Here is a 20,557-nt window from a genome sequence, read left to right as displayed (position 1 = left end):
CATCACCGACGTTCTGGCTTTGGGAAGGACACGACCTTGCCGTCGTCGGACTGGATCTGATCCGCGGTGTCGAGCACGTGGACGCCGGTGGGCTTCAGCAGGGTCGGCGATACATTCCATTGACGGTTATCATCGGCATGCACCGTCACCGTCTTCTTGTTGCGGCGGATGACGACACCACGGACCGGCACACCGCCGGGGCCTTCAAACTCCACGCCGCTTCGACCCTGATGTCTTGAAGGGCCGCGGTGGTTCGCTGGTGATGCAAATACTGCTGACGCTCGACGATGCGCGCGTTGAGTTCGATGAGGGTTGCCTCGTCAAGGCTGTCGATATCGATCTGCCGCATTTGCTCCGCCCCACTCCCCTGTTGATCGTCAACGCCACCATGCCAATCGGCACATCGGCAGACAACCAGATGCCCACGGATCGGCTTGTTTTCGCGCACTGCCACCGGATTAGCCCCGCTTACCTTGAGCAGTACCTGGAGCAAATCCGGTGGCACCAGGGATTCCTGTTTCCGGTAATTCATGATTCACTCCCGTGATGACGAAGCGCCGCCTGCCTATGGTCGAGCATGCCGACACGCTGTCGCTGAAGGCGCTGCGCGAGCTCGTGACCGGCCTGGTGGAGAGGGCTGATCGGGCAGACGCCCGAATTGAGAAGCTCGAAGCTGAAAACCAAAGGCTTCGCGATGAGAACGATCAGCTCAGGCTCGAGAACACCCGGCTGAAAATCGACAACCAGCTTTTGCGCGACGAGATTGCGCGGCTTAAAAATCTGCCGCCCCGTCCACCCTTCAGACCGTCGGGTATGGAGAAAGCAACGGGTGACAAGCCGCTCTCGGCCAAGGATCCGGCGCCCCGGCCGCGAGGGCCGAAGAACGACACAAAGCGGGTGACGCGTGAAGAGGTGCTGCCTGTCAGTGTACCGCCCGGATCGCGCTTCAAGGGCTACAAGGACTGCTTCGTTCGGGATCTGGTTCTGCAGGTCGAGGTGGTTCGTTACCGGCGGGAGTGCTGGGTGACGCCGGACGGAGACACCATCACAGCACAGCTGCCTGCGGGGATACGAGGTGGCTTTGGGCCCAACCTGCAGCGGTTTTGTCTGATGCTGCATGCGCATGGGCAGGTCACGACGCAGCGAATGACGACGTTGCTCAACGACGTCGGTGTCGAGATCTCTAAGCGCCAGGTGGTGCGGTTCCTGACAGAGAGGCTGGATGGTTTCCACGCCGAGGATGCAGCCGTCCTCCACGCCGGCCTCGTGTCTGCGCCTTACGTGACGGTCGACGATACTGGTGCCCGTCACGCCAACCGCAATTTCCATACAACGCATATTGGCGGCGAGCATTTCACCGCCTTTCGCACGGCGTCTTCGAAGTCGCGGCTGAACTTCCTCGCCCTGCTGCGCGGCAACTATCAGGACTACGTTCTCAACGACGCCGCTTTTGCGCTGCTGGAAGACCGGCAGGTCGACCCTGCCCTTGCTGCCCGGTTGAACACCCATGAACCGCTGCGGTTTGCCAACCGGGTGCCCTTCCTCCAGCACCTCGCTGAACATGGCATCGACATCTTCGACACGGAGACGCTTCGGCCATTCGCAGAGGCCGGCATATGGGGCGCCATCCGCCATCATGGCCTGGTCGGAAACGCGGTGATCGTCTCCGACGATGCCGGGCAGTTTCGGGTTGGTACACACGCGCTGTGTTGGGTCCATGCCGAACGGCTGCTGCAGAAGCTGATGCCGGCCACGCCCGGCCAGGTGAAGCACGTCGAGACCCTGCGCGAGCTCATCTGGCACTTCTACAAGGCTCTCAAAGCCTATCGACGAAGGCCTGACGCGCGTGCGGCACTGGGCCTGCAGGCGCGCTTCGACCGGATTTTCTCGATCCGCACCGGCTATGGCGATCTCGACAAATTGCTGTTTCGGCTGAGGCGTCGCAAACCGGAACTGCTGCGGGTTCTCGAGCGGCCGGAGATCCCGCTTCACACCAATGCGTCGGAGCGCGATCTGCGCGGCTTTGTCATCAAGCGGAAGATTTCCGGGGGCACGGTCAGTAGAAACGGACGCCAAGCGCGAGACAGCATGCTGGGCCTTTCGAAGACCTGCCAGAAGCTCGGCCTGTCGTTCTGGCACTATCTCGGTGATCGGCTGGGGGTCAGCACATCGCACCCAGCCATTCCCCCACTGGCCACCATGATCGTTGCCAGGTCCTGAGCGCATCACCGACGTTCTGGCTTTGGGAAGGACACGACCTTGCCGTCGTCGGACTGGATCTGATCCGCGGTGTCGAGCACGTGGACGCCGGTGGGCTTCAGCAGGGTCGGCGATACATTCCATTGACGGTTATCATCGGCATGCACCGTCACCGTCTTCTTGTTGCGGCGGATGACGACACCACGGACCGGCACACCGCCGGGGCCTTCAAACTCCACGCCGCTTCCGACCCTGATGTCTTGAAGGGCCGCGGTGGTTCGCTGGTGATGCAAATACTGCTGACGCTCGACGATGCGCGCGTTGAGTTCGATGAGGGTTGCCTCGTCAAGGCTGTCGATATCGATCTGCCGCATTTGCTCCGCCCCACTCCCCTGTTGATCGTCAACGCCACCATGCCAATCGGCACATCGGCAGACAACCAGATGCCCACGGATCGGCTTGTTTTCGCGCACTGCCACCGGATTAGCCCCGCTTACCCTTGAGCAGGCTCTGGATGGGCAATTTCGCGAGATCATAAGACATTGAAATCATGGTAAATGATTTCTTAAACGAACTCTATTGGAATATTACAGTTCCTCACATGGTATGATTGAGGGTTGGAAGTCTAACCATCGATAAGTATTGCTTATCGATGATTAGCCATCTCGCTTGCCATCCTTGCTATCTAGCGTCCGGATTGCTATATCTGGCACGCAAACGCCACGAGGAAACCATGTCCGAACCGCAACTCTCCATTCGTAGCACCAAGGCCCGCGACCTGGCCCATGCGCTCGCCCGGCGGACCGGCCAGCCCATTAACACGCTCGTCGAGCAGGCGCTTGAGCGCTACGATCAGGAGCTGCGCCAAAAACAAGCGAAAACGCCGGCTGATGTGCTTTGGGAACTGATGGCAGAAGGCCGCCGCTCTGTGCCGCCAGGCACGACATCGGCACATGATGACCTCTATGACGAGCACGGCCTGCCAAAATGATCGTTCTTGATACTTCAGCGATCGTGGCCACGGCGCTGGGCGAGCCCGAGGCTGAGCTTTTCCACGCCCTTGTCAGCCGCGAAGAAATCCTTGTCGGTTGGCCGACCCTCCTGGAGACGAGAATGGTGCTGACGGGGAAAAACTTTCCGAGTGCTGGAGCCGTCATTGCCCAGTTGGTCGCGCTGCCCAACGTGACTGCCGTCGCGTTCGGTGAGCGCCATTATCACGCCGCGGAGCTTGCGTTCGAGCGGTTTGGAAAAGGGCGTCATCCAGCAGGTCTCAACATGGGTGACTGCTTCTCCTATGCGGTGTCCGCCGTCGCCAAGGCTCCCCTCCTGTTCAAGGGGCGGGATTTTTCGCAAACCGACCTCAAACTGCATCCGTCATCATCGGTGATGTGAATGTCATCGCGCACGCTCGTTCTGGGCCAGACACGCCATCTGCCAAGCCGCAATCACCACCACAGGTCTATCCGCCCCGGGCTCACCCGCGAGATCGACACGGCGGCGCATGGTGGCCTGAACAAGGCCGCCGATACGCATCCGGGACGGATGACGTGACGAAAAAGTCCGAAGACCCATCCTCAGGCACAAAAAGCATGTCGCGCCGTGCCAACGAACTCGACACGATCGCCTCGGTCCTGCCCATGGACCGGCGCGACGAGCTGGCCGAGCTGCTGACGGACCAGGACATCGAGACGCTTCGCCATCTGGTCAACGAGGGCATGGGCGCCAATACGCTGCGCGCGCTCACCTCCGATCTCGCCTATCTGCAGGCCTGGTCTCTGGCATCCACGGGAATGAGCCTGCCCTGGCCGGCCCCCGAAGCCCTGGCGCTGAAATTCGTCGCCCATCACCTCTGGGACGTCGAGAAGCGGCTGACCGATCCCCATCATGGAATGCCCGCCGAGGTCGAGGACAAGCTCCGCTCACAGCGGTTCCTGCGATCATCCGGCCCGCATGCGCCCGACACCGTGCGCCGTCGGCTTGCCACCTGGTCGACGCTGACGAAATGGCGCGGATTTGAAGGCCCTTTCGGCTCCCCTGCGCTGAAATCCGCGATCCGGCTGGCCGTGCGTGCCACGCCCCGGCCGAGGAAGCGCAAGAGCGCCAAGGCCGTCACCGGCGATATCCTCTCCAGACTTCTTGCCACCTGCCATAGCGACAGCCTGCGCGATATCAGAGACCGCGCAATCCTGATGGTCGCCTTTGCCTCCGGTGGCCGCCGGCGCAGCGAGATCGCGGCCTTGAGAAAGGAGCAGTTGACGCAGGAGGAGCCGATCCTTGTCGACGGCGAAACTCCCCTCCCCTCGCTGTCCATTCATCTCGGCCGCACGAAGACGAGCGGCGCCGAAAACGACGAGATCGTCTACATTACAGGCCGGCCGGTCGACGCCCTGAATGCCTGGCTGACTGCGGCGAGGATTGAAACTGGCAGCGTGTTTCGCGCCATCGATCGGTGGGGCAATGTCTCGCCTCGTTCTCTGGACCCCAAGGCGATCAGTGACATCGTCAAACAGCGCGCAAAGCTGGCCGGTCTCGAGCCTCAGGAGTTTTCGGCCCACGGCCTTCGCTCCGGCTATCTGACCGAAGCCGCCAATCGCGGCATCCCGCTCCCCGAAGCCATTGAACAGTCACGACATCGCTCCGTCCAGCAGGCTTCGAGCTACTACAACAGTGCCCAGAGACGGAGCGGTCGGGCGGCCAGCCTGCTGCGGTGATTCTTGCTCCTATACCGTTCGCTGCCGGGCGTTACAGCGAAACGCGCGCCTTGTCGCCGACAAACTGCCCCCGCCTCTCCCGGCAAAGGAATCAACCGCAAGTGACGATCTGATGGCTCGTCGAGCGTAGCAGGCGAGCGATGGGAGCAGCCTACGTCACGCCTTGCTGCAATTACTCCGGCAGGACTTCGGCCGGAAACCGGTACCGGCAACCTCATCGCGCGCTAAGATACCGCGTCGGCAACGATGCCACGACGAACACCATCGTTCGAAGCCAACGGCTGACTAGCCGTTGGACCGACGAGATAAATGTTCCATAATCCAGTCGCGCGGACAACCACCTTTCCGCGGCCGGTTCAGGCAGACCTGCGGCTCCGCCAGTCCTCGCATCCAGAGGCAGGACACCGACCCGACCACCGCACGACAGAATCCTGTCCCAGACACGGTTGGGACGTCCACGAGCACCGAAGTCATGATCGTCCCAGTGCCTTCAGCATCGGCACGACCGAGAACCGGCCCTGCTCGGCCTTGCGGGTGAGGTCGCGAAGATAGCCGCCCGGCGAGCGGATAGCCTCGGCGCGCTCGAGGATCGCCGCAATGGTGACCGCCGCCGCGGTTTCGCCCATAGCTATGCGGGCCGCCTGCCAGGCGCTCGGACTGATACCCAGCATGGTGCGGACGATTTCGGCCGCGACCGCCACATCCCGCCAGGTCTTGACCCCGCCCCGGGCATAATCGGCGATCTGCGGGCACGCAGCGAGGAAATCCTTGAGGCTGATACCGACCGACTTGCGTTCGGGCGCCCTTGCCGGCCCGTCGTCACCGTCCTCGGCCGCCCCGCTCTCATTTACTCTTTGGCCGTTTATATCAAAAGATGGGTCTGTGTTTGAATTCTGAATATGGCGCTCAGAATCGGACTCATTGGCGCTCATTTCGTCTTCTGTGAGAGAATTGAGGTAGGCATTCTCCACCTCGGCACGCAACCGAACCAGCCCGTCCCGGCGATGCGCAAGATCATCAAGCGCGCCATTGCGCGGCACGCGTCCCGACAGTTCGGCAAGCCGTGCAGCAAGGGAAAGCCAGTCGCCGGCGCGGTTCTCCGAAAGGCCCGCCTCGATGATCTTGGAAATGTCGCGCAGATGCAGCGTGATCTCGGCGCGCACGACGGCGATCCGCCGGGCCGCCTCGCGCGCGGCTTCGGCATGGGCAAAAATCTCCCCGGCCCGCAGCGCCAGCGGCGCAAGGTCGAAGCCGAAGGCGGTCTCGATCTCGCCGCGATCGTCGCGCCGGCAGAAGCGCTTGCCGTTGGGGCTGTCACGGCGAAAGACCAGACCGGCCTCGACCAGCGCCGCCAGATGGCGCCGCAGCGTCGCCGGCGACATGCCGCGCGTGCGGATGGAAAGCTCGGCATTGGAGGGAAAGACGATGATCGGCTGTCGCCCGTCCAGTTCCTTGTCCTGGTGGAAGCTCGTCAGAGCCTCGAGTACGCAGATCGAACGATCCGAGAGGTGATAGGTGTAGCGGCTTGCCAACATAAGCGCCTCTGCTCGCAAACATCGGCATTTTCTGCTCGAATTATCTGACAATGGAGCGGGCGTCGTGCTCACGCTCTTTGCCAATGTGCTCGCAAACATCCGGGTCTGCTTGCAAACATCCCCCACGTGCTCAGATTAATTGCCAGCGACGGCATGGTCAAACCGGGACGCCTGCCTGTCGTAGTTGCTCGGTCAGCTGACGGGAATATTCGGGATCAAGGGTGCCCGCCAGGAAGGCGCGGATATCCGACGGCCGAGCATTGAGGTGCGTGACCAGAGCCGTCGCATCGTAACCATTTCGGGTCAACGTCGGTTCGAGATCGTCGATGGCGCGGGACAGGACCTGCTCGACGATTTCGGCGGTAACCGGCTTGGCGCCGAGGCGAAAGCCCTGCTCGAATGCGAGGGTGAGATGCATCTCGATCTGAAGCGGCGTGCGCAAACGTTCGGCGATGAGGTCGATGGCTTCTTCCTCGAGGAGTTCGCCAACCTTTACGCCTTCGGCCGCACAGGCGCCAAGCAGCCAGGCAACATAGTCGCGGCGCGCGGAGCCGATCCCCTCGTAGTCAAAAATGGTCGTGCGGTAGCCAATCTCCTCCATTTGCGGCCGGCGCAGATCATTGCGCAACCGGGGATGCCCGACAAGAAGTACGGAAAGGAGCACGCCGGCGTCGGCGACCACCTCCATCAGTCGCTTCAGGCCGGTTAAGGTCTTGTGGTGCAGGTCATGGGCCTCGTCGACCACGAGGACGATCGGCCGTTTGCCTTTTTTCATGATGTCGCGCAGGTCGCGCTCCCGGCGCTCGGCCTGCTTGGGGATCTTGACCTGCGCACGATCGCCGGGAGACAAGTCGTAGAACAGGGCTTCAATGAGCGATGGCAGCGAAGTGCGCCGCTTGTCGACCGCCAGCGATTTGGCGAGTGCGACCTTGCCGGCTTTGGTGAGTTCGGCCTCGATGCGGCGCAAAAGGTGGGTTTTCCCCGAACCGACCAGGCCGGAGACCACGACAAGCCGACCGGTCTGGACGGCCGCACACACCTCGCGGATGATCGTGCGCTGATGCTCGGTCTCAAAGTTGCCGGCCCCTTGGAAAGGCCGGTCGAGGCCGTAACTGGATTGAACGTCAGCGAGCATCATTCTTCCTTTCTTCGCGCCTGGAAGCGTTCGCGGATACGGGCCGCGATCATCTTTTTGTCGAGTGTTTCTCCAAGCAGTTCATTGATGAAGGCGCGGTCACCGGCATTCATCGCGCCGATCGGCCGGCCGAGCTGGTCGGCGATGGCCCCACGGGCTGCGAGGCCATTTGGATAAGCGGTCTCTATTGCGGGTTCCGGAAACGGTGTCCGCCGTACACTCAGCCCAGCCGTGGTCGGGGGCAGCGAAGGCAATGGACGATCCCCGCCGGTGACCGCGGCGCGGGGGAGCCCAAGTTGGTCTGCCAGGCGCACCACCTTGTCGAGCCGCTCTTCGAGCTTGCTCTTCTGGTATTTGCGATAGCGAAAGAGGGGAACCGCCCCGCGCGAAGGTTGGAATGGACCGAAGCGCTTGCCCTCATGCTCGACGAACAGTTCCTGATCGAACAGGCCCCAGAGCAAGGTCACCGTTTCGCCGGCAAGTTCGGGCTCGACCTCATAGGATGCGCCTTCGACCGATACGGTCGCGTCTCCAGCAACCGTCCGTCGTTCCGGTTCGCGCGCAAAGGCGCAGAACCGCTCCCAGGAGCACATCGCCCGCACCCCGTCAGGAGGAAGATGCCGCAGCCAATCCTCGATGCGTGCATGAGACTCTGTGCGATGGTCGCCGTTATTGTAGGTGACCAAGGCGCGCCTGAGCCAAAGGTTGGCTTCCTCTTCGTCCTTCGGCTTGTGGAAATGATAGAGGGTCTCGTGCACTTCCTTGATCGTGCGAAACGGCCGCTCGACCTTGCCTTTCGCTCGCGCCGGCGTGCGCCGCTCGCTGTCCGACGGGGGCATATGCGTGAGAACCCGGACACCAAGGCTACCCATGACGGACTGGAAAACGCGCGAGCGGCTCACCGGCCCGTTATCCATATGGATGGTCGTTGGAATCCCCTGAAGCGGCAGTTCCGGTTCAGGCTTGGCGGCGAAGGCATTGTAGAGAAAGCGCAAGGCGGACTCCGCGTCCTCGCCGTAGACGGAGCGGTATTCCTGATAGCTCGCGCCGGAGCGATCATCGACCACGGAGAACAGCATCAGCGTCGGCCGGCCGCGCCCTTCCTCGACCCAAAGCGGCGCTTCCACCTGCTTCAGGTCGGACGGGCTCATGTCGAAGTGCCAGAGTTCGTTGGAACGCCGCGCCTGGAATCGGACGGCAGCCACCGGGCGGGTGACGCGCGCATAATCCAGGCCGGAAACACGCAGCAGCCGATCGACCGTTGCGCGTTTCAAGATGCCGGGCGGTGCACGGACCAGGCCATCGGGCGTCACCACGCCGTCTTCCTCAAGCAGCTTGATGGCGCGCGCCGTGGAGATATGCCGCCCCTTCCGGTTCGCCGTTCTGATCTTCAGGGCCGCGATGATTTCGGCATAGGTTTCCATCTCCGGCTGCGGGGCGATCCGGGAGGTTCCGTGATCGGCGCGCCGTACGGATTTCGGGCGGTTCAACTCCCGCAGCGCCCGATACAGGGTCCAGATCGAGATGCCGTAGGCATCGGCGGCACGAGCAACAATCTCGGTACGGCCTGGATCACGGGGAGAAAGCAGCGACAATCGGCGTCGAAGATCGACAAGAGCCTCTCCGGGCGGCCGCTTTCTCCGCTCAGCCATGGACGTCCTCGGATTCCACTGTTTTGGGAGAGCCACCCTTCTTGCCGATATGACGATAGAGGGTTGCAACAGAAACCCCCATGCGCTGCGCAATATTGCGTACCGGTATGCTGCCTTCCTTCATCAGGGCGCGCGCCGCGGCAATATCGCCCGGGCGCATCGCGGGCGGGCGGCCACCCTTGCGGCCACGTTGCCGCGCCTCGACCAGTCCAGCCGTCGTGCGTTCGCGGATCAGAGCACGTTCGAACTGGGCGATCGCACCGAAGACATGGAAGGTCAGCATGCCGCCCGGCGTCGTCGTATCAATGCTCTCGGTCAAGGACACGAGCCCGATCTTCGCGCGCTCCAACTCTTCCGCCGTCGCGATGAGCTTCTTTAGCGATCGCGCCAACCGATCGAGTTTCCAGACAACGAGCGTGTCACCAGTGCGAAGCACGTCGGAGAGAATTCGGCCCAATTCCGGGCGGTCATCGCGAGCGCCTGACCCGCGCTCGGTAAACACCTTCTCGCAACCGGCGCGTCTCAGCGCCTCAAGCTGAAGCTCCGGATTTTGATCGATCGTGCTGACCCTGGCGTACCCGACCCGCATAGCCATCCAAATGTTCTTGAAAGTCGTTGGACACATAGCATTTTGCGACAACCGTTTCTATAACAGTTTTGAGAAGATTCCATCGCGCCATTCAAGGGGCGTGACGGCATGCGCTATGGCATGCTCAAAAACCCTCGTTTATGACAAACGATCCATGGAAACCAACTATGTGTCTGACGGCCGAATATTCGCGACATGGAGCAGGGAACCTTACGCATCGAAAATCGGGCGGTCCCCGATCTTGTCCCCCTTGTATGGGATACTCCGGGAATTGAGGCGGCGATACCAAAGGATGCGGTCGGCCAGGCCGTTACCATGTTCGAGCCGCAGGAATGCGCCAACTACTTCAAATCTTGCGGATATGACCCCGAGTAATGTGGACGTGCTCTAGGTCACCCAGAGGGGCGCTCGCATCGAGTATAACCTTAAGCGCGATTGCTTCCGGTGAACCATCCTCCATATGTACGGGATGTACAGCCCACACAGACTTTTCGAGAACCACATTCTCAACAGAAACCTCATAAAGCCTACCCGACGCGAGCTCATCGAGGACAGTGCTCCTCATCACGATCGAAATGCCGAGACCAGCTCGAACTGCATGCTTCACAGCCTCAGTGCTCCCGACATTGAATGAGATTGGGAATTGCTCTGCCGCTTGGCCGAAGGCCTCGCGGAGCACGGATCCGGTACCGGTTCCACGTTCTCCGCCAATGAGGGACTCTTGAAATAACTCTGCCGCTTCAATTGTTTTTCGCGTCCTCCAATTATGCTGTGGGGATACGATTATTACCAGCTTTTCCTTCCGCCAAAGGCGGGCTTGATATCCTTTTCGATCGTCCCACCATTCGGTAAAGGCTAGATCAATCTCCTTCCTCAAGAGCTTTTCGATGATTTCAGGATTTGAGGCAACGGCCACCTCAGGTGGCCGGCCTTGAGCATCCTGTAAACGCTTCAAGTGGACTGGCAAAATATAGGTACCGATGTTAGTACTGGCACCCAACGTAATCCGGCCGCTGTGCAGGCGGTCCAGAGATCTCTTCGTGACGGTCAAAAGGCTGCGTGCGAATGGCAAGAATACGAGCCCTTGCCGAGTCGGCACACACTTGTCCTTCCTCCTCTCGACCAGCCGCACCCCTAGTATATCCTCCAATCGTTTCACATTATGTGAGACAGTCGGTTGGGATATCTGAAGCCGTCGCGACGCCTCGTGAAAGCTGCCAGTTTCGATTACCTCTATGAATGCTGCGACATGCGAAAGGCTAAACATTACTTTCTCTAATCAAGGAATTAGTTGAACCTCGTTAATTGCCGCACGAGGTCTTCGGCCTTGGACAAAATCTATAATGTTGTCAGCAGCCTCGTGCTCGATAGCCAAACGCGACTTCGCCACTGCTGAGCCTATGTGGGGTGTCAAGATCGAATCATGTTCGCGATTGAGGAGACCCCCGTGGACCTTGTCAGGCCGGTCGGGTCTGGCCCAGTCCTCCATCTCATAAACATCAGCGGCGTAGCCTCCCAAGCGCCCCGCCTGCAATGCAGCGACAACAGCCTCTTCATCAACCACGCTTCCGCGTGCAGGATTAATAAGAAGTGCTCCTTTGGGCATTTTGGCGAGTTGTTCAGCGCCGAGGAGATGCTTCGTTTCGGCCGAAAGCGGGAGTGCACACACAAGAAAGGTAGACGACGAGATCAACTGGTCAAATTCAAGAGGCTTTACGTTCAGTCTGATCTCATCGGCTTTGTCCAGGGATTGACGATCCCAGTACGACACAATGGCGCCGAAGGTACTTAGGCGCTGTGCTATAGCTTTTCCGATCGCTCCCATCCCTAAAATGCCGATTGCTGTGCCCTGCAGCCCAAGGCCGTAAAACCGAGGGCGCCAACCTTTGTAATCCCTCCTGACGCTCTTGTCGCCTGGCAGAATGTGCCGCCCAAGAGCAATCATCAGACCGATTGTAAGTTCGGCTGTCGGGTCAGTGAGAAGATCGGACACTATCGTGACGTGGACTCCACGCTGCGTGCAGGCTTCGATGTCGAAGTTATCGAAGCCTTTCAGCGCACATGCCACAAGTTGAAGATCGGGAGCGTGCGCGAGTACAGACGCGTCGATCATGTCCGGCATGAACGCCATCATCGCCTTGGCGTCGCTCAATTCTGCGAGCAGTTTCTCGCGGGGCCATGTATCATCAGTATCGTTGCAAACTAAACGAGCGTGGGGAGATAGCTTTGAGATAATCTCCTCGTGGACGCGATGGGTGATTACTACCTTTGGGAGCATTTAATTTATCCTTCTATTGCAGCTGGCGGCGGAGGAGAGCGCCGACCTGGTCAACGATGGTGACCATCAGAAGGACAACGAGCATGATCGCAAGAACCTCCTGATAATTCATGATCCGGAGGGATGTCATCAACTCGAAACCGATACCACCAGCTCCCACAGTGCCCAGGATTGTCGAGGCGCGGAAGTTGTACTCCCACCGATAGATGGTCACATCGGCCAATTGCGGTAGAACTTGTGGCAAGATCGCCCGCGTCACGATCTGGAACGGCGACGCACCAGCTGCGCGTGCGGCTTCTATAGGCGCATTATCGCAATGCTCGATCGCCTCCGCAAAGAACTTGCCCACCATGCCAACCGAGTGAAGACCAAGAGCCAGCACGCCTGGGAGCGCTCCAAATCCCACTGCCGCCACGAAGACGATGCCCATAATCAGCTCCGGGATCGACCGTAGACCATTCAACAATCCACGCGAGATCATATAGATGACAGCGTTGGGTGCTGTTTTCCCTGAGGCGAAAAAGCCAACTGGAAGTGATATCAGTACCGCGATCGCAGTCCCAGCTATACTCATCGCCAGAGTGTCGATGAGAGGGCTGATCCACTCCAAGCCTCGGTTGAAATCCGGGGGAAACATTTCCGTACCGAGCTGCCAGAGCGCAGGAAACCCAGATCCCAGACGCTCCAGATCAAGAAGACCGGAGTGATAACTGCTAACAATGATCACACACGCAATTGCCAACGCGATCACGCCAGCTCTGGTCCAAGCTTTGTTTTGATGTTGAAGGATAGAGTCGTAGTCGGCCGACGGCTGTGTCATCACATATCCTGGAAGAAAGGACGCAGGCCAGCGCCTGCGTCGAAAGGTGAGAAACTGTCTCGAACGCGCCTTACTGACTCAGGTCCAAGTTCAGCACTTTACCGAGCTCACGGACGACGTCGTAGGCTTTGTCATCGATCGGAGCGAACCCATCGGCTTTGAAGGATGCCAATACCTTTTCGTCTTTAAGGTCGATGAAGGCTTTGGTGATCGCCTCTTTCAACGAAGTGTCAAGATCCGACCGCATGGTCCAGGGGTACTGCGGGAACGGATCGGACTCGGCGAGGGCGATAACTTTCTTAGGATCAATGGTGCCACGAGCGACCATTGAATTGTAGATGGGCAACGAAAGTCCGCCAATCTGAGCATTGCCATTCTGCACTGCAATAGCCACGGCATCATGCGACCCTACGAAGTTCTCGCTATAGTCTTTTCCAGCCTCAACTCCGGCCTTAAGCAGCATAGATTTCGGGATAAGGTGGCTTGAGGTGGAAGCCACGTCCCCAAACGCGACCTTTTTCCCTTTTGCATCTTCAAGGCTTTCGATGCCAGCCTCTGCATTGGCGACAACTACAGCGCGATAGGTAGTTTCGCCATCCTTCATAAGTGCTGCGAAAGGCTCGATATCAGCCTTGGTTTTCGCGAGCGTGTAAGAGAGCGGCCCGAAATAAGCCAACTCAAGCCGGCCGAAACGCATCGCTTCGATCATTGACGAGTAGTCGGTCGTTACGATCAGTTCAATCTCCCGACCGAGTGTCTTCTCAAGATACTCCTCGAGAGGACGATTGTTTTTGATGACAGTGGCGGCGTTCTCGTCCGGTAGCAACGCGACGCGCAATGTCTCTGGATTTGAGCCAGCATGCGCCAACGAACTCCAGCCAAGAACGGCGAGGAATGCGAGGGACAGAAGCTTCTTCATAATGCGGCCTCCATGGCAGCTAAAGGTTGATCATACTCGTAGTTGGACAAATCTTGTGTTGTGGTCGGATTTCTTGGGGCGCTGCGGTAGATCGACGCACACATTTGATCGGTCAGTTCGTCGACAGCGGCGTCCGCAACCACTTCCCCGTCGCGCATAGCAATGACCCGGTCGCCGAACCGGCGAGCTAGATCGATCTGATGAAGGCTGATCACAGCAGTGATGCCGTCGGCTGTGCATATTTCGCGAAGCTGCGACAGGACCTCGACAGCCGTTTCAGGGTCCAGACTTGCAACGGGCTCATCTGCAAGGACCAGTTGGGGCTTCTGGACCAGCGCGCGCGCAATGCCCACCCGTTGCTGCTGACCGCCGGATAGTTGATCCGCCCTGACGAGAGCCTTATCAAGAAGGCCTACGCGTTCAAGGCATTCCAACCCCAGCCTTCGATCCGAACGCGGCATAGGGAACAACGTACGCCAGCCAGAGTGGTAGCCCAGGCGGCCCGTCATGACGTTGTCGAGCGCGCTCAAGCGCCCTATGAGTTGGTGCTGCTGGAATATCATCCCAGTTCGCCTTCGGTGAATGCGAAGCTTAGTTTCCGCATCCAGAGCACCAATATCGTTAGAAGTGATCGAACCAGACGTCGGCGCAACCAAGCCGTTGAGTGTCCGGATGAGGGTAGATTTGCCTGCGCCGGATCTACCGAGGAGCACGACGAACTGACCCTGGTTGAACGTCAATGTCGTTGTCTTCAAAGCTTGGGTGCCGTTGGCATAGGTCACGGCAACTCCGTTCAGAGCCAGCATCACAATAATCCTGATCGTTAGTGGTGCATCGATTGAATATTTGCATCACTATGGGCGACATATGACGTCCGTTTATCAGGCTCGTGAAACTTCAATGACAGCACTTAAACTCAGCTCTACCTCCTCGCGTAGCTGCGATGGAGAAATTTCACCCAGAGCCGCCTGATCATGACGGCCCGGTCCCAATTCTACACCACCTTGACGGATGCTATCCCATATTCGGCCAGATAAACCGGCCCTTCTCCAGCCGCCGGGTAAAAAGGCAGGCGCCCAGACCATCATGCCAGATGATCTTCAAAATATCCGATCTGCGGCCCCTGAAGACGAAGAGATGCCCTGACAACGGATCATGCTGCAGAACCTCCTGCACCCGAAGCGCCAAGGAGGGAAAGCCACAGCGCATGTCCGTATATCCGCGCCTTCCTGGCGGGCACCCTTGATCCCGAATATTCCCGTCAGCTGACCGAGCAACTACGACAGGCAGGCGTCCCGGTTTGACCATGCCGTCGCTGGCAATTAATCTGAGCACGTGGCGGATGTTTGCAAGCAGACCCGGATGTTTGCGAGCACATTGGCAAAGAGCGTGAGCACGACGCCCGCTCCATTGTCAGATAATTCGAGCAGAAAATGCCGATGTTTGCGAGCAGAGGCGCTTATGTTGGCAAGCCGCTACAGGTATCTACTGCCGCCGAGGCCAAAGGCTGGCAGGAGCTGCTTGCTTTTGATACCGTCGACCGCCAATCGCCGCAGGATTTTGCCCGCTGGGGCCAGGCGCTTGGGGCCGCTATGGGCATCACCCTTGCCCTCACCCACCTACCGGTTGTGCCGCAATCGCAGCCTTTGACGCTGATGTCCCGCCGCGATTACGGGGCCGAGGTGCAGGCCCAGACCGCAATCCTGCGCTTTGCCCTGCCGAAGATTTCGCTTTGGCGACGTTTGACGGGCCGTGGCTTTGGTCGGTTTCAGGCGGGCGACCTTTTGGGCATCCTGCCCGAGGGTGCGACGTTGCCCCGCTTCTATTCGCTGGCCTCGGGACGTCGGGATGGTTTTGTTGAGGTTGTGGTCCGAAAACTGCCCGGCGGTCTTTGCTCCGGCCAGCTTATGGCGTTGGAACCCGGTGACAGCGTGGCCGCCTTCCTGCGCCCCAACCCCAGGTTCCACGCGGACCGCAGCGCTGCACCGCTGATTCTGATCGGGGCGGGCACCGGCATCGGCCCGCTTGCAGGCTTCACCCGTGCCAATGCCCGCAACCGCCCGATTCACCTGTTCTTTGGCATGCGCCACCCCGACAGTGACTTTCTTTACGGCGAAGATTTCGGGGTCTGGCAGGCGCAGGGTCACCTGACCCGACTGGTCACAGCCATATCACGCGGGGCCAAGCCGCATTATGTTCAGGACGCGTTGCGCGCTGAGGGGGCGGAGATTGCCCGACTGATCCGAGATGGCGCGCGGGTGATGGTGTGCGGCGGCCGAGAGATGGCCGTCGGGGTCGCCGATGCGCTGGCGGATATTCTCGCCCCCGTTGGGCTGACGCCAATCGCACTGAAAGCAGAGGGGCGTTATGTCGAAGATGTTTACTGACTTGCAGCGCCATGCGCTGAACGGCCCCACCATGGGCACGCGCTGGTCTGCGCTGTTTTATAGGGCAGAGGGGTTTGACCCCGCACCCGTGCAGGCCGCACTTCAAGCAGCGGTAGGAGAGGTGGATGATCAGATGTCCACATGGAACCCCACCAGCGATCTGACGCGTCTGAACGCGGCACCTGTCGATGAATGGGTGGCAGTTCCGGCGCGGCTGATGACGGTTTTGCGCCTTGGCTTGAAAATTGGGCGGGCGACAGATGGGGCGTTTGATATTGGCATGGGCGACGCCGTGGCAGCGTGGGGCTTTGGTCCGCAATGCGCAACACCCGAAGACATCCGCGCCGCGATGAGCGCGCCGCGCTTGCCTGCGTATGAGGTGTTAGACCTTGATGCAGCGGGGCGCGCGCGCAAGCGTGCCCCGATCACGCTAGACCTGAACGGGATTGCCAAGGGGTACGGTGTCGACCGGCTGACTGAGGTGCTGACCGGTTTTGGGATTACCTCCGCCCTTGTCGGCATCGACGGCGAGATGCGCGCGCTTGGGTTAAGGCCGGACGGCACCCCCTGGACGATCGCGGTAGAGGCCCCCGACATGACGCGCCGCACTCCGCATTCCATCTTGGCGCTGCAAGACGCCGCCGTTGCGACCTCGGGCGATTACCGTCACTGGGTCAATGTGCAGGGACGCCGCCTGTCGCATACCATGGACCCAACCAAAGGCGCGCCATTGCTGGCCCCGCCTGTCTCGGTCACCGTCATTGCCCAGACCTGTGCCGAGGCCGATGCCTGGGCGACCGCGCTGATGGTTATGGGCTTGGACGATGGTGCGACGCTTGCCCGACAATTTAGGCTCGACGCGTTGTTTTTGCTGCGTGACAATACGGATAGCATTCGAAGTATGCCTGTTGGGCGCGTGTTTGGTCAAGCGGCGGAGGGCTTGGCAAAAGAGGGTGAATGGTCAGAAGCTGGCGAACACGGACTGTTGTAAGGCGCTGAAGACCCCACGCCGGTCAGATAAGTAAACCGGGGCGGGGATTGGCAGCCTTGCCGCAAGCATCAACGGTAGCGCAGGTTACGGCCGGACCATCCCGGCCATATCAACCTCTACCGCCTTGCCCAGATCGGCCATGCTGTCTTGCAGCAGTTGGATCGCGTAATGCGGGTTATGGGTGTAGGCGCCGGGGTCTTTGGCGATGAACTGATAGTTATAGGCCGCTTTCAGCAGGCGCGGTGTCCAGCTTTGATAGCGGTTCGGAAAGATCGCCTCGCCGGGGGTGATTGCGCCATTTCCATCCGTGTCGATGAAGAAATACGGGAAGGCGTGCGGGTCATAGACAACCGGCGTCCCCGCAACTTCGGCGGCGTATTTCTGGATCGCGGCCCCCAGCATGGCGTGCAATGTTGTGATCGAATGGGCAATACCCTGCGCCGTGTCGCCTGTTCCGGTCACGTCCATTTCTGTGCTGCGAATATCGGAATATTTGGTCGCCCCCTTGTGGCAGGTCACGCAGGTGTCAATCGGTTTTACCTTCAGGCTGTGCTGGTTGTGGCACGACAGGCAGGTCGATGGTTCCTCTTTCACATGGATGAAAATGCCGGCATAGGTCTGGCCCTCATACTGATAGCCGCCCGCCGCCACGCTGCCCATCTGGGTTGCCGCCGCCGCTTTGTAATGGACGTTGATGAAGGTCAGATCGCCCGCGACCACATCATCCTCGCGCCCCGCAACCGCTGCCGTTACATCCGTACCCGAGGCGCGACCCTGATGGCAGGTGGCGCAGATCGCCTCTTTGCCCAGCCCATCAACACGCGCGCCGGAGGGGAACACCACGCTTTGCAGCGCCATTGATTTCGGGTTGTGGCAGGTCACGCAATCCACGGTCGAGCCCAGCGGCTGCGGCTGCTCAATCACATTCACCGCGCGCAGATCCGTGCCCAGATAGTCGATGATCCCGCGACTGGTATGGCAGGTCGAACATTCCTTTGGCACCATCCGGATGTCCTCATCATTCCAGTGCTTGAAGGCTTCCGCGCTTCGGTCGGCATGGGGCGAGGAGAGCCACGCCTCGGTGATCTTCCCCAGATCGGGCTTTCTCTGTTCCTGTGCCGTGGCCGAAAAGCCAACGGCGATCAGGCCGCATAAGATGATGCTAGGCGCGAGTGTTTTGGTTATCCAATGCATATTGATCCCCCCCTGGGAAAGCCACTTTATGGGCATTTTGTTTTCAAGAAGGGTGATCGGAAGAAATTTTCATGTCATTGCGACAGATCATTGCAGGCTGGAATATCATCAAACATTTATGGACCGGACACGCCGCGCTACGAGTCGAAAAGCCCGCACCAATCTGGCGCGGGCTTTCGGGTCTTGATGGTGGTGTCGCTATGCCACGGCTGTTTTGGCCTTGGCTTCAGCCCTGTGTGCTTTCGTAGCGGCTGGCACCCGCAGCAGGCGCATGGCGTTCAGGATGACGATCAGCACTGAGAGCTGGTGCACCAGCATACCGCCCGCCATGTGGATCGAGCCGGTATAGACCCCAAACAGCAGCCCCACGACCGTCAGCACCGCGATCACAAGGTTCTGGCGCATGTTGGCCAAGGTGGCGCGGGCGATTTCCATCGCCTCGGCGATCTTGCCCAGATCGTCGGTCATCAGCGCGATATCCGCCGTCTCGATGGCGATGTCGCTGCCCGACGCACCCATGGCGATGCTGATATCAGCCGCCGCCAGCGCCGGAGCGTCGTTGATACCGTCGCCGACCATCGCCACGTGCAGGCCTTCGGCGCGCATTGCCTGAATGCGCTCCAGCTTGTCGTCGGGCATCATCCCGGCATGCACTTCGTCGACGCCGACCGCCGCTGCAATCGCCTCGGCTGCCGGGCGCTGATCGCCGGTCAGCATCACCACGCGGTGCACCCCAAGGGCGTGCAACCGGTCGATCATCGGCTTGGCACTGGCGCGCGCCATATCGGCCAGACCAAGCAGACCCACCACTTCGCCATTGCGCGCGACGATCACCACCGTATGGCCCAGCCCGTGCAGGCGGGCGATGCCGTCTTTCGCCTCGGCGTTGAAGGCGATCTTGAGGTGATCGAACAGGCGGTGGCTGCCGACGGCGATGTCGTGACCGTCATGGCGCGCAATCAGCCCCATGCCGGCGATTTCCTCAAGCGACGCGGCAGTGGGCAGCGGGCCCTGCTTGCGCGCGGCCTCGATGATCGGACGGCCCAGCGGGTGGTTCGATCCAGTCTCGGCGATACCCGCCCAGAGCAGGACATCGGCCTTGTTTTGGCCTGCCAGCGCGATGACTTCGGCCAGACGCGGCTGGCCTTCGGTCAGCGTGCCGGTTTTATCCAGCGCCAGTGCGGTGATGCGCCCGGCGTTCTCCAGATGCTCGCCGCCCTTGATCAGAATACCGGCGCGGGCGGCACGGCCGATCCCTGCGACCACCGAAACCGGGGTCGAGATGACCAGCGCGCCGGGGCAACTAACCACCAGCAGCGTCAGTGCCAGTTCGACGTTGCGCGTGACGATATAGCTGACCACCGCCATCACGAACACGCCGGGCGTGTACCAGCGCCCAAAGGATTCTATCATCCGCTGCGCCGGGGCCTTGGCCTCTTGCGCCTCCTCAACACGGGTGATGATGCGGGCCAGCGTGGTATCGGCGCCAACGCCGGTGGCACGCAGGTGCAGCAGACCGTTTTCGGCCAGAGTTCCGGCGAAGACCTTTGAGCCGGGAGATTTTTCGGCCGGGATCGGCTCGCCGGTGATCGAGGCCTCATTGACCGCGGCGGTGCCCTCAACCACCTCGCCGTCGACCGGCAGCCGCTCTCCGGCCCTGACCAGAACGGTTTCGCCAAGTTGCACCTCATGGGCGGGCACTTGAACCGTCTCGCCATTTCGCAGGACTGTTGCGGTCGCCGGTGCCGCGTCGATCAGCGCCTTCAGCGCGCCACGGGTGCGGCTCATGGTGCGGGTCTCAAGCCAGGCGCCCAGCATGAACAGGAAGGTGACGGCGGCGGATTCCCAGTGGTTGTTGATGAACAGCGCACCGGTGGCCGCTACGATCACCAGCAACTCGATGCTGAGATGGCGCAGCTTCAGTGACGCCCAGGCCCGCAGGGCAATGTCATAGCCGGCCAGCACGGCGGCAATCGTCATCAGCGGTGCCCAGGGGGCGGCGATCCCGAAGCCGTACCAGGCGGTCAGTGCTGCGGTGATGAACACGCCGCTGGCGATGGTCAGCCATTTGCGCCGATCAGCGGGGTGTCGGTAGATATCCATGAGCCCGGAAAACATGTGCTCTCTCCTTTCAAGAAAAACCCACC

General features: G+C 60.3%; 21 protein-coding genes and 1 pseudogene. 7 read left to right on the top strand and 15 right to left on the bottom strand.

What is annotated here, in order from left to right; genetic code table 11:
* Nucleotides 1-2: 2 nt before the first annotated feature.
* Both AC07Y0_RS25680 and AC07Y0_RS25675 read right to left on the bottom strand, forming a co-directional pair.
* Entirely contained in the window at nt 3-143 is a 141-nt protein-coding gene (locus tag AC07Y0_RS25680; protein ID WP_498680571.1) for a hypothetical protein, read from the bottom strand.
* A 2-nt stretch (nt 144-145) separates the two neighbouring features.
* Complete coding sequence (locus AC07Y0_RS25675; protein WP_498680570.1) at nt 146-532, bottom strand: hypothetical protein; 387 nt, start codon at nt 530-532, stop codon at nt 146-148.
* A gap of 14 nt (nt 533-546) precedes the next feature.
* Here AC07Y0_RS25675 and AC07Y0_RS25670 point away from each other — a divergent pair, with 14 nt between their 5' ends.
* Nucleotides 547-2,220, top strand: coding sequence for an IS66 family transposase (locus tag AC07Y0_RS25670; protein WP_498680609.1), 1,674 nt, complete (start codon nt 547-549; stop codon nt 2,218-2,220).
* Nucleotides 2,221-2,225: 5 nt separating this feature from the next.
* On the opposite strand, the gene AC07Y0_RS25665 is transcribed toward AC07Y0_RS25670, so the two are convergent.
* On the bottom strand, nt 2,226-2,573 hold the full coding sequence (locus AC07Y0_RS25665; RefSeq protein ID WP_498680569.1) for a hypothetical protein: 348 nt from the start codon (nt 2,571-2,573) through the stop codon (nt 2,226-2,228).
* Nucleotides 2,574-2,932: 359 nt separating this feature from the next.
* On the opposite strand from AC07Y0_RS25665, the gene AC07Y0_RS25660 reads away from it, so the two are divergent.
* The 4 genes from AC07Y0_RS25660 to AC07Y0_RS25645 are packed head-to-tail and all read left to right on the top strand — an operon-like array spanning nt 2,933 to nt 4,910.
* Complete coding sequence (locus tag AC07Y0_RS25660; RefSeq protein WP_498680568.1) at nt 2,933-3,190, top strand: type II toxin-antitoxin system VapB family antitoxin; 258 nt, start codon at nt 2,933-2,935, stop codon at nt 3,188-3,190.
* A complete protein-coding gene (locus AC07Y0_RS25655; protein ID WP_498680567.1) occupies nt 3,187-3,591 on the top strand; it encodes a type II toxin-antitoxin system VapC family toxin in 405 nt (134 codons plus the stop codon). The genes AC07Y0_RS25660 and AC07Y0_RS25655 overlap by 4 nt, the downstream gene beginning before the upstream one ends.
* Nucleotides 3,592-3,750, top strand: a complete 159-nt coding sequence (locus AC07Y0_RS25650) for a hypothetical protein (RefSeq protein ID WP_498680566.1) — start codon at nt 3,592-3,594, stop codon at nt 3,748-3,750.
* A 38-nt stretch (nt 3,751-3,788) separates the two neighbouring features.
* Nucleotides 3,789-4,910 carry a site-specific integrase gene (locus AC07Y0_RS25645; RefSeq protein ID WP_498680565.1) on the top strand — a complete coding sequence of 374 codons (1,122 nt, stop codon included), beginning with the start codon at nt 3,789-3,791 and terminating at the stop codon, nt 4,908-4,910.
* 470 nt (nt 4,911-5,380) lie between these two features.
* On the opposite strand, the gene repC is transcribed toward AC07Y0_RS25645, so the two are convergent.
* From repC to tnpB, 10 genes are all read right to left on the bottom strand, one after another.
* Nucleotides 5,381-6,445, bottom strand: a complete 1,065-nt coding sequence (gene repC / locus AC07Y0_RS25640; RefSeq protein WP_498680564.1) for a plasmid replication protein RepC — start codon at nt 6,443-6,445, stop codon at nt 5,381-5,383.
* Nucleotides 6,446-6,602: 157 nt separating this feature from the next.
* On the bottom strand, nt 6,603-7,583 hold the full coding sequence (locus AC07Y0_RS25635) for an ExeA family protein (protein ID WP_003501092.1): 981 nt from the start codon (nt 7,581-7,583) through the stop codon (nt 6,603-6,605).
* Nucleotides 7,580-9,232 carry an IS481 family transposase gene (locus AC07Y0_RS25630; RefSeq protein ID WP_003501095.1) on the bottom strand — a complete coding sequence of 551 codons (1,653 nt, stop codon included), beginning with the start codon at nt 9,230-9,232 and terminating at the stop codon, nt 7,580-7,582. Before AC07Y0_RS25630 ends, AC07Y0_RS25635 begins: the two co-directional genes overlap by 4 nt.
* Nucleotides 9,225-9,827, bottom strand: coding sequence for a recombinase family protein (locus AC07Y0_RS25625; RefSeq protein WP_003501098.1), 603 nt, complete (start codon nt 9,825-9,827; stop codon nt 9,225-9,227). The genes AC07Y0_RS25630 and AC07Y0_RS25625 overlap by 8 nt, the downstream gene beginning before the upstream one ends.
* Before the next feature lie 340 nt (nt 9,828-10,167).
* Nucleotides 10,168-11,088, bottom strand: a complete 921-nt coding sequence (locus AC07Y0_RS25620; RefSeq protein ID WP_003501100.1) for a LysR family transcriptional regulator — start codon at nt 11,086-11,088, stop codon at nt 10,168-10,170.
* Between the two features lie 12 nt (nt 11,089-11,100).
* Nucleotides 11,101-12,099 (bottom strand): phosphonate dehydrogenase, encoded by a 999-nt coding sequence (locus tag AC07Y0_RS25615; protein ID WP_003501101.1) that lies wholly within the window; start codon nt 12,097-12,099, stop codon nt 11,101-11,103.
* A gap of 13 nt (nt 12,100-12,112) precedes the next feature.
* On the bottom strand, nt 12,113-12,919 hold the full coding sequence (gene phnE, locus AC07Y0_RS25610; RefSeq protein ID WP_006473411.1) for a phosphonate ABC transporter, permease protein PhnE: 807 nt from the start codon (nt 12,917-12,919) through the stop codon (nt 12,113-12,115).
* A 70-nt stretch (nt 12,920-12,989) separates the two neighbouring features.
* The gene (phnD, locus tag AC07Y0_RS25605) at nt 12,990-13,838 is read right to left on the bottom strand and encodes a phosphate/phosphite/phosphonate ABC transporter substrate-binding protein (RefSeq protein ID WP_003501103.1); all 849 of its coding nucleotides are present in this window, start codon (nt 13,836-13,838) and stop codon (nt 12,990-12,992) included.
* On the bottom strand, nt 13,835-14,644 hold the full coding sequence (gene phnC, locus AC07Y0_RS25600; protein ID WP_006473175.1) for a phosphonate ABC transporter ATP-binding protein: 810 nt from the start codon (nt 14,642-14,644) through the stop codon (nt 13,835-13,837). Before phnC ends, phnD begins: the two co-directional genes overlap by 4 nt.
* Before the next feature lie 208 nt (nt 14,645-14,852).
* The gene (gene tnpB / locus AC07Y0_RS25595) at nt 14,853-15,047 is read right to left on the bottom strand and encodes an IS66 family insertion sequence element accessory protein TnpB (protein ID WP_006473174.1); all 195 of its coding nucleotides are present in this window, start codon (nt 15,045-15,047) and stop codon (nt 14,853-14,855) included.
* Nucleotides 15,048-15,319: 272 nt separating this feature from the next.
* Here tnpB and AC07Y0_RS25590 point away from each other — a divergent pair.
* Nucleotides 15,320-16,225: pseudogene (locus tag AC07Y0_RS25590) on the top strand (hypothetical protein); the annotation flags it as partial.
* A complete protein-coding gene (locus AC07Y0_RS25585; RefSeq protein WP_305250400.1) occupies nt 16,206-17,216 on the top strand; it encodes an FAD:protein FMN transferase in 1,011 nt (336 codons plus the stop codon). The pseudogene AC07Y0_RS25590 and the gene AC07Y0_RS25585, both read left to right, overlap by 20 nt.
* An 84-nt stretch (nt 17,217-17,300) precedes the next feature.
* Here the strand turns inward: AC07Y0_RS25585 and AC07Y0_RS25580 are convergent, their stop codons facing one another.
* Nucleotides 17,301-18,410, bottom strand: a complete 1,110-nt coding sequence (locus AC07Y0_RS25580) for a polyheme membrane-associated cytochrome C (protein WP_305250399.1) — start codon at nt 18,408-18,410, stop codon at nt 17,301-17,303.
* Nucleotides 18,411-18,608: 198 nt separating this feature from the next.
* A complete protein-coding gene (locus AC07Y0_RS25575; protein ID WP_305250398.1) occupies nt 18,609-20,528 on the bottom strand; it encodes a heavy metal translocating P-type ATPase in 1,920 nt (639 codons plus the stop codon).
* Nucleotides 20,529-20,557: the final 29 nt, after the last annotated feature.

It is taken from the genome of Allorhizobium sp. GW101-3B10 (assembly GCF_059424725.1).
Note: the sequence above shows the minus strand (reverse complement) of the source record. Positions and strands in the feature narration are given on the sequence as shown.

Coding starts and splice junctions, on each gene's coding strand:
- AC07Y0_RS25655 (WP_498680567.1), top strand. CDS start 3,187: ATGATCGTTCTTGATACTTCAGCGATCGTGGCCACGGCGCTGGGCGAG.
- AC07Y0_RS25615 (WP_003501101.1), bottom strand. CDS start 12,099: ATGCTCCCAAAGGTAGTAATCACCCATCGCGTCCACGAGGAGATTATC.
- repC (WP_498680564.1), bottom strand. CDS start 6,445: ATGTTGGCAAGCCGCTACACCTATCACCTCTCGGATCGTTCGATCTGC.
- AC07Y0_RS25660 (WP_498680568.1), top strand. CDS start 2,933: ATGTCCGAACCGCAACTCTCCATTCGTAGCACCAAGGCCCGCGACCTG.
- phnC (WP_006473175.1), bottom strand. CDS start 14,644: ATGCTGGCTCTGAACGGAGTTGCCGTGACCTATGCCAACGGCACCCAA.
- AC07Y0_RS25620 (WP_003501100.1), bottom strand. CDS start 11,088: ATGTTTAGCCTTTCGCATGTCGCAGCATTCATAGAGGTAATCGAAACT.
- AC07Y0_RS25625 (WP_003501098.1), bottom strand. CDS start 9,827: ATGGCTATGCGGGTCGGGTACGCCAGGGTCAGCACGATCGATCAAAAT.
- tnpB (WP_006473174.1), bottom strand. CDS start 15,047: ATGCGCTGTGGCTTTCCCTCCTTGGCGCTTCGGGTGCAGGAGGTTCTG.
- AC07Y0_RS25585 (WP_305250400.1), top strand. CDS start 16,206: ATGTCGAAGATGTTTACTGACTTGCAGCGCCATGCGCTGAACGGCCCC.
- AC07Y0_RS25645 (WP_498680565.1), top strand. CDS start 3,789: ATGTCGCGCCGTGCCAACGAACTCGACACGATCGCCTCGGTCCTGCCC.
- AC07Y0_RS25575 (WP_305250398.1), bottom strand. CDS start 20,528: ATGTTTTCCGGGCTCATGGATATCTACCGACACCCCGCTGATCGGCGC.
- AC07Y0_RS25650 (WP_498680566.1), top strand. CDS start 3,592: ATGTCATCGCGCACGCTCGTTCTGGGCCAGACACGCCATCTGCCAAGC.
- AC07Y0_RS25665 (WP_498680569.1), bottom strand. CDS start 2,573: ATGCGGCAGATCGATATCGACAGCCTTGACGAGGCAACCCTCATCGAA.
- AC07Y0_RS25675 (WP_498680570.1), bottom strand. CDS start 532: ATGAATTACCGGAAACAGGAATCCCTGGTGCCACCGGATTTGCTCCAG.
- AC07Y0_RS25670 (WP_498680609.1), top strand. CDS start 547: ATGACGAAGCGCCGCCTGCCTATGGTCGAGCATGCCGACACGCTGTCG.
- phnD (WP_003501103.1), bottom strand. CDS start 13,838: ATGAAGAAGCTTCTGTCCCTCGCATTCCTCGCCGTTCTTGGCTGGAGT.
- AC07Y0_RS25635 (WP_003501092.1), bottom strand. CDS start 7,583: ATGATGCTCGCTGACGTTCAATCCAGTTACGGCCTCGACCGGCCTTTC.
- phnE (WP_006473411.1), bottom strand. CDS start 12,919: ATGACACAGCCGTCGGCCGACTACGACTCTATCCTTCAACATCAAAAC.
- AC07Y0_RS25580 (WP_305250399.1), bottom strand. CDS start 18,410: ATGCATTGGATAACCAAAACACTCGCGCCTAGCATCATCTTATGCGGC.
- AC07Y0_RS25630 (WP_003501095.1), bottom strand. CDS start 9,232: ATGGCTGAGCGGAGAAAGCGGCCGCCCGGAGAGGCTCTTGTCGATCTT.